This is a genomic window from Xanthomonas sp. SHU 308 (genome assembly GCF_000364645.1).
In the GTDB taxonomy this organism is placed as follows: Bacteria; Pseudomonadota; Gammaproteobacteria; order Xanthomonadales; family Xanthomonadaceae; genus Xanthomonas_A; species Xanthomonas_A sontii.
Genome location: NZ_AQOK01000161.1, coordinates 1 through 6,823 on the forward strand (window position 1 = coordinate 1; position 6,823 = coordinate 6,823).

Annotated in this window: 9 protein-coding genes and 1 pseudogene; 3 read left to right on the forward strand and 7 right to left on the reverse strand. The window is 69.7% G+C overall.

The window, feature by feature from the left end:
* The 7 genes and pseudogenes from D588_RS0106595 to D588_RS0106625 all read right to left on the reverse strand — a co-directional run.
* On the reverse strand, window positions 1–701 hold a 701-nt coding region (locus D588_RS0106595), incomplete at its 3' end, for a hypothetical protein (RefSeq protein WP_017915422.1).
* 41 nt (window positions 702–742) lie between these two features.
* On the reverse strand, window positions 743–931 hold the full coding sequence (locus tag D588_RS0106600) for a hypothetical protein (RefSeq protein WP_017910929.1): 189 nt from the start codon (window positions 929–931) through the stop codon (window positions 743–745).
* Entirely contained in the window at window positions 924–1,382 is a 459-nt protein-coding gene (locus tag D588_RS0106605) for a hypothetical protein (protein WP_017915423.1), read from the reverse strand. Before D588_RS0106605 ends, D588_RS0106600 begins: the two co-directional genes overlap by 8 nt.
* Window positions 1,382–1,642: a hypothetical protein gene (locus tag D588_RS0106610; protein WP_017910927.1), complete on the reverse strand. Its 261-nt coding sequence runs from the start codon at window positions 1,640–1,642 to the stop codon at window positions 1,382–1,384. Before D588_RS0106610 ends, D588_RS0106605 begins: the two co-directional genes overlap by 1 nt.
* A gap of 46 nt (window positions 1,643–1,688) precedes the next feature.
* The gene (locus tag D588_RS0106615; RefSeq protein WP_026143450.1) at window positions 1,689–2,321 is read right to left on the reverse strand and encodes a DUF2589 domain-containing protein; all 633 of its coding nucleotides are present in this window, start codon (window positions 2,319–2,321) and stop codon (window positions 1,689–1,691) included.
* Window positions 2,322–2,334: 13 nt separating this feature from the next.
* On the reverse strand, window positions 2,335–2,913 hold the full coding sequence (locus tag D588_RS0106620) for a DUF2589 domain-containing protein (protein ID WP_173003349.1): 579 nt from the start codon (window positions 2,911–2,913) through the stop codon (window positions 2,335–2,337).
* Window positions 2,892–3,523: pseudogene (locus D588_RS0106625) on the reverse strand (glycosyl hydrolase 108 family protein). The gene D588_RS0106620 and the pseudogene D588_RS0106625 overlap by 22 nt, the downstream one beginning before the upstream one ends.
* 194 nt (window positions 3,524–3,717) lie before the next feature.
* Between D588_RS0106625 and can the strand changes: the two are divergent.
* The 3 genes from can to D588_RS24170 form a co-directional block, all read left to right on the forward strand.
* Window positions 3,718–4,380, forward strand: coding sequence for a carbonate dehydratase (gene can / locus D588_RS0106630; protein ID WP_017910923.1), 663 nt, complete (start codon window positions 3,718–3,720; stop codon window positions 4,378–4,380).
* A 37-nt stretch (window positions 4,381–4,417) separates the two neighbouring features.
* Window positions 4,418–4,939, forward strand: a complete 522-nt coding sequence (locus D588_RS0106635; RefSeq protein WP_017915425.1) for a 3-hydroxyanthranilate 3,4-dioxygenase — start codon at window positions 4,418–4,420, stop codon at window positions 4,937–4,939.
* 31 nt (window positions 4,940–4,970) lie between these two features.
* On the forward strand, window positions 4,971–6,823 hold a 1,853-nt coding region (locus D588_RS24170; RefSeq protein ID WP_017915426.1), incomplete at its 3' end, for an FUSC family protein.

The following is a 6,823-nucleotide window of genomic DNA, read 5'->3' on the forward strand; positions in this document are numbered from 1 at the left end:
CTTTCGCGACGCGTCCCGGCGCGGTCCACGGTCTGCAGGTCGAGCTTGCCGTCCGGTCGTACGCGCAGGGTCAGCTGACCGTCGCTCAGGCGATCGCAATAGCCGCCATCGGCGATGCCCAGCGAATACAGCGCCGTTGCCTCGCGCACGCCAACGTAACGCCCCTCCAAACGGCACTGGCGCGGCGGGCCATAGCGCAGTTGCACGGTGGGATTGCCAGGTGCCTGCGACGTCGCGGCGACGCTCAGTTCCACGTCGATCGCCCTATCGCCGGAGTCGGGACGCATCATCCCTCGCCACTTGCCCTGCAGCGGGCTGGGCTGGCCCGGATCGCCATGCAGCACCACCGGCAGATCCTTGCCGTCGACGTTCAAGCGCAGGTCGTCGCCGCTGCGCTGCAGGCGCAGCGGCTTGCCCATGAGCTTGTCGCAATAGGCCCCGCCATTGACCGACTCCAGTGCGAAACCGGCACCCGGCTGCGGCTTGACCAGCAACACGCAGTTCAACGGCGAGGCGAATATCAGCCTGGCATTTCCCTCGCGCTGGACCAGGCGCACGGCGGCCAGGCGCTGCGCATCCAGCGCCAGGGTGCCGCTCCATTCGCCGGGCGGCAGCGCGTCGGCACCGGCGGCGAACGGCATGGCCAGGCACAGCGCCAGCCAGAGCGGGAAACGCGCAACACCACGCGAACGGATACGCATGCGACTCTCCTGTTGGATACGAAAGGAAACGATGGGCACGGTCAGGACAGACCGAACCAGAGCAGCGCCACCACGGCCGCCACCAGGCACAGTACGGCAAGCAGCCACAGCGCCCGGCGTCGACGCCGGCGCAGCCGCTGCGCGCGGGCCAGCGAGCGCAAGTCGATGTGCAGTTCTCGGCACCACAGGTCGGTGTCGTGCCGGGACAGGATGAAGCCGTGTCTACGCATGTGCGGTCTCCTGGGCGGAATCGTGCGGGGCGGGCGCATCGGACAGCTGCCACAGCTTCAGCCGCTGACCGTCGAATAACACCTCGCCGACCGGGGTGTGGGTGCCGCGGAACAGGATCTGCAGGCGGTGCCCGGGCCGCCGCGGCCGGCGCGGCAACACCTGCAGCAGCAGGCGCGGCGCCTCGTCCGGCACCTCCTCCACGTCCAGTTCGACGTCGAAGGCCAGGGCCAGTTCGCCGATCTGCGGCAATTGCCAGGCGCGCAGCTCCCACAACGGGATCTGCAGCGACGGCGGCTCGGCCGCGTCCGTCGCCACCGGCAGCGTCTCGCCTGCGCCGAAGCAGGCGCGCAAGGCCTGTGCGTGACGCGCGCGGCAGCGCCGCTGCGCATCCAGCAGGGCCGCCGACAGCCCCTGCAGCAGCAGGTCGAACTCGCAGCGCAGGCTGGCCATCAGTCGTCCTTCATCCAGCCGGGCTTGCGCGGGAAGCCCACGTGGTAGCACAGCCACTGCATCACCACCTGGTGCTCGCCGATCTGCAGCACGGCGAAATTCTTCTCGGTGCCGATGATCGCGCCCTTCGGCGAATCGCTCAGGCAGCGGTTGAGCAAGGCCCGCGCGGCTTCGATCTGCTCGGGCGATTGCATCTGCGTCGGGTTGTCGCTGCCGACCACGACCCGCTTGACGAACTTGACTTCAGTAAGGTCGAACATCGTTGACGAGTCCCCCGACGAGATGGTTCAACGGACCGCTATGGACTTACGCGGGAACCGGCTCGGGCTTGCCGATCTTGCGCGGCGCCACCGAGGTCTGCAGGATGTCCAGCACCCGCGCCAGACCTTCCGGCGGTCCCTTGTCCGCGGCATGCACCGAGACGTGGTACTTGGCCGAGTTGTCCGAGCTGCGCGTGTTCTCCTTGCTGGTGGAGACCGAGCCCTGGATATGCACCTTGGCCTTGAACAGGCCGAAGCCGTATTCCACGTCCGCCGACATCGACGCCGAGGCATCGGTCTTCTCCTTCGAGGAGAAGGACGACTTCACCTCCATGTCGAAGGTGATGTCCACGGTCTGGATGCTCAGGCTGGGCACGTTGACGATGGCCAGCAGCGGCACTTCCAGTTCGACCTCCTCCTCGGCGATGCCGCCGGCCTTGTCCGGGTCGTCGACCGGCCGCTTGAAGCGGAAGCTGGCGGTACGGGTGGCGCCGGTTGCCTGCGGATTCTTCGGGTCGGGGTTGTCCGGCGGCAGGAAGCCGATGACGCGGATGAAATCGGCGGTGGCGCGGGCCAGCTTGACCTGCGCGTCGCAGGCCGCATCGAGCGGGCCGCCGATCAGGTCGCCCATCGGCAGACCCTTGAATTGACTTGACATATTGACGAGTTCGTCAGCCATTGCAGTGACTCCTTCAGTTGGTGGGATTGGTTACATCGTCCGTGCCCGCGACGTCCGGCTTGTCGGCCATGACCGTCTTGAACACGCCCTGCGTCTGCGCCAGATGGTTCAGCAATCTGGCCGCTCCGTCAGTCGGTTCGGTCCCCTCCACGCGCAACACGACGTGGACGGCACTCTGGCGCTGGCTCCGCGCGCTGGCGCTGGTATCCACGCGCACGCTGGAACGGGTGGCGGTGCGCTTGGCCTGCCAGGCACCGCGTGGGCCGGGCGACTCCGGCGCGAAGAAGCCGTCGGCCGACTGCAGGCCGCCGAGGTCGCCGAGCTGCGCATCGAAGCTGATCTCCACGTCCTTGATCCGCAGCACGTTGGTCGAGACCAGCGGCAGCAGCGGCGCGCGGTAGTAGTCCTCGTCGCCTTCGGCGGCCTGCGGGTGCTGCGACGGCAGGCGGATGATCACGCTCTTGGGCCGGTGGAACTCGTCGAAGTAATCGCCGAGGTTGGCCATCTGGTGCTGCTCGATGCGGTCCTGCGCCTCGATCACGGCGCCGGCCAGCGCTTCGATCAGGTCGTTCAATGCGGTCGGTCCAGCCATGGTCGCTCCTGGAGAAAGAAGGCCGCCGTCGGCGACGGCAGCGGATCGGCGGCACTTGCCGCGCGCGCACTCAGCTCAGGTCGGGAAAGGAGTCGGTGCGCGCCAGCCAGCCCTTGAGGAACTTGCCCAGCGGCGGCTTGGCCGCGACCAGGCGCTGGTAGTAGTCGCGCCGGCCCTGCTTGTAGCGTGCGTACAGATCGCGCTGGTCGGCGGCCTTCAGCGCCGCCAGGGTGGCCGGGCCGAACTTGCCGTCCTCCGGCAGCTGCAGCGCCGGCGCCTGCGCGTTGAGCACGCGCTGCAGCAGCTTGATGGCGTTGTTGCCGGCGTTGACCTGGAAGTCGAACAGGATGTTGGCCAGCGGCTGCAGCGCGATCTCGTCGCCGTGCACCGCGTTCCAGTAGCAAGTCTTGTAGATCACCCCGGCCTGCGCATCGGTGAGCGCGCGCAGGTTGTCCAGGGTCGGTTCCAATTGCAGCAGGCTCTTGGCGTATAAGCGAAACGTCGCCAGGGTGACGCCCTTGTTGGTGGCGCCGCCCGGATCCACCGGATCGTTGACGAAGCCGCCCTCGTGCTTGAGCAGGGTCGGAAAGAACGCGTTGAAGTCGGCCATGGGATCCTCCGCTGATGCCCGGTGTGGGCGTGGAGGAAGTCTGCGCAGCGCGCCGCATCGGCGGGATCGGCAAAAGCCCGATCCGGCGGCGGCTGCGCACTGAGACGCCGTGCGCATGCGGATCCCCGCGATCCGGGCAGCGGCGTCGGCGCGCGCCGCGCACCGGCCGCAGGCTTCTGGAATAATGCCGGGCTATGAGCAAAATCGAACAACTGCTGGACAACAACCGCTCCTGGTCCGAACGCATCAACCGCGAGGATCCGGAGTTCTTCAGCCGCCTGTCCAAGCAGCAGACCCCGGAGTACCTTTGGATCGGCTGCTCCGACTCGCGGGTGCCGGCGAACCAGATCATCGACATGGCGCCGGGCGAGGTGTTCGTCCACCGCAACATCGCCAACGTGGTCGTGCACACCGACCTGAACTGCCTGTCGGTGATCCAGTTCGCGGTCGAGGTGCTGAAGGTGCGGCACATCCTGGTGGTCGGCCACTACGGCTGCGGCGGCGTGCACGCGGGCCTGACCCGCGCGCGGCTGGGCCTGGTCGACAACTGGATCCGCCACGTCACCGATGTGGCCGAGAAGCACGAGCACTGCCTGCAGCAGGCCGGCGACCTCAACGTGCAGCACGCGCGCCTGTGCGAGCTCAACGTGCTCGAGCAGGTGGTCAACGTCAGCCGCACTTCGATCGTGCTCGACGCCTGGGCGCGCGGCCAGGAACTGACCGTGCACGGCTGGGTCTACAGCCTGCGCGACGGCCGCGTGCACGACCTGGGCATGGAACTTGACCGCATCGACGACCTGGCGCCGCGCTACGATGCCGCCCTGGCGCGCATCAGCCAGGACCGCGAGGACCGCTGAGCGGCGCGCCGCTCCGCCATCTCGATCAAGGATCCGCATGCTCCCCGGCCCGCTCAACCTGCACACCTGGATCGACGCCCACCGGCACCTGCTGAAGCCGCCGGTGGGCAACAAGTGCATCCACGCCGGCGACTTCATCGTGATGGTGGTCGGTGGGCCGAACGCGCGCAGCGACTACCACTACGACGAAGGCCCGGAGTGGTTCTACCAGCTCGAAGGCGAGATGGTGCTGAAGATCCAGGAAGACGGCGCGGTGCGCGAGATCCCGATCCGCGCCGGCGAGACCTTCCTGCTGCCGCCGAAGGTGCCGCACTCGCCGCAGCGCGGCGCGAACTCGGTGGGCCTGGTGATCGAGCGGCGGCGCCTGCCGCACGAGCAGGACGGCCTGCTGTGGTTCTGCGAGCGCTGCAACCACCTGCTGTACGAAGCCTACTTCCCGCTGCAGAACATCGAGACCGACTTCCCGCCGGTGTTCGCGCGCTTCTACGCCTCCGAATCGCTGCGCACCTGCGCCCGCTGCGGCCACGTGCATCCGCGGCCGGCGGCCGACGCGCCGTGACCGCCCTGCCCCAACGCCGTTCCGGCTCGCGATGCTGCGCAGCCTGATCGCACTCAAGCCGCGCGACGTGCCGGTGCGCGTGGCCCTGCGCAACACCGCCGCGGTGGTCGCGCCGCTGGCGCTGGGCGTGGCCGCCGGCCATGCCGAGTTGGGCCTGGCGGTGTCCACCGGCGCGCTCAACACCATGTTCTCCGACCAGCCCGGCCCGTACCGGGCGCGGATGCAGCGCATGCTGATGGCCGCGCTGGCGGCGGGCGTGGCCGCGCTGCTGGGCATGCTGATCGGCGCGCACACCGTGGCGCTGGCGCTGAGCGCGCTGCTGCTCGGCCTGGGCGGCGGTCTGCTGGTGGCGCTGGGCCCGGTGGCGGCGCGGGTCGGGCTGACCAGCATGATCCTGCTGGTGGTCAGCGCCGACGTGCGCCTGCCGCCGCTGCAGAGCGTCGGCGTGGCCACGCTGATCTTCGCCGGCGGCGTACTGCAGATGCTGATGGCGCTGGCCGCCTGGCCGCTGCAGCGCTACCGCCCGGAACGCTTCGCCCTGGCCGACCTGATGCGGCAACTGGCCGGCATCGCCCGCCAGCGGCCCGGCGCGACCGCCGCACCGCCGGCCACCGAAGCGGTGCTCGAGGCGATGGTGATGCTGCACGGCGAGCACCGCTCGCGCGGGCGTGCGGTGCAGGCGTTCCGGGTCATCGCCGAGCTGTGCGAACGCGCGCGGCTGGAGCTGCTGACCCTGGCCGACCTGCACGGACGCCTGGACGCAGGATCGCCCGCGCGGCTGCCGATCGAACGCGTGCTCGAACGCAGCGCGGTGGTGCTGGACCAGCTCGCGCACGCGCTGGACAGCGCCGAGGACCCAGACGCGGCCACTGCGTCGATGACCGGATTCGACGATCTGGTGGATGCGCTGGCGCAAGTGCAGGCGCAGACCGAGGACACCCGCGAACGCCGCCTGCTGCGCATCGCCGTGGCCCGTGCGCAGGGCCTGGGCGGCCAGCTGCGCGCGCTGGCGCGCAATGGCCGCTGGGCCAGCAGCCGCGGCGAGATCCAGGCCGAACTGGCCGAGGCGCAGTTGCCGGCGGCGCTGCGTCCACTGGCGCCGCTGCAGACCTTGCGGGCGAATCTGAAGCTGTCCTCGGTGGCGTTCCGCCACGCGCTGCGCTGCGGCGTGTGCCTGGCGCTGGCGGTGCTGTTCGCCCGCTGGCAGGCGATCCCGCACGGCTACTGGATCCCGATGACCACCGCGATCGTGCTCAAGCCGGATTTCGGCGGCACCCTCAGCTTCGGCGCACTGCGCGTGGCCGGCACCTTCGGCGGGCTGCTGCTGGCCACCGTGCTGGCCCACTTCGTGATGGACGGGGCGGTGGTGCGGCTGCTGTTGCTGACCGTGTTCTGCCTGGGGTTCCGCCTGCTGACCCAGGTCAACTACGGGCTCGGCGTGGCCTGCCTGACCGGCATGCTGGTGCTGCTGCTGTCGTTCGAGGGCATGGCCCCGGGCGAGGCGATCGGCGAGCGCATCCAGGCCACCGTGCTCGGCAGCGCGCTGGCGCTGGCGGCCTACGCGCTGTGGCCGACCTGGGAACGCAAGCACATCCGCGCGATCCTGGCGCAGTTGCTGCTCGCCTACCGCGACCATCTCGATGCGGTGCTGGAAGGCCGCCTGCAGGCGCTGCCGGACACCCGCGCGGCCTCGCGCACCGCGCGCACCAACGCGCAGGCCTCGATCGAACGCCTGCGCGGCGAGCCGCGGCGCAAGCGCAACCTGCGCGAACTGACCCTGGCCGAATCGGTGCTGGCCAACGGCAACCGGCTGATCCGCGCCTCGCTGGCGCTGGAGGCGGTGCTGCGCGATGCGCCGCCGCTGCCGCCGTTGCCGGAACTGCA

Coding starts and splice junctions, on each gene's coding strand:
- D588_RS0106600 (WP_017910929.1), bottom strand. CDS start 931: ATGCGTAGACACGGCTTCATCCTGTCCCGGCACGACACCGACCTGTGG.
- D588_RS0106605 (WP_017915423.1), bottom strand. CDS start 1,382: ATGGCCAGCCTGCGCTGCGAGTTCGACCTGCTGCTGCAGGGGCTGTCG.
- D588_RS0106610 (WP_017910927.1), bottom strand. CDS start 1,642: ATGTTCGACCTTACTGAAGTCAAGTTCGTCAAGCGGGTCGTGGTCGGC.
- D588_RS0106615 (WP_026143450.1), bottom strand. CDS start 2,321: ATGGCTGACGAACTCGTCAATATGTCAAGTCAATTCAAGGGTCTGCCG.
- D588_RS0106620 (WP_173003349.1), bottom strand. CDS start 2,913: ATGGCTGGACCGACCGCATTGAACGACCTGATCGAAGCGCTGGCCGGC.
- can (WP_017910923.1), top strand. CDS start 3,718: ATGAGCAAAATCGAACAACTGCTGGACAACAACCGCTCCTGGTCCGAA.
- D588_RS0106635 (WP_017915425.1), top strand. CDS start 4,418: ATGCTCCCCGGCCCGCTCAACCTGCACACCTGGATCGACGCCCACCGG.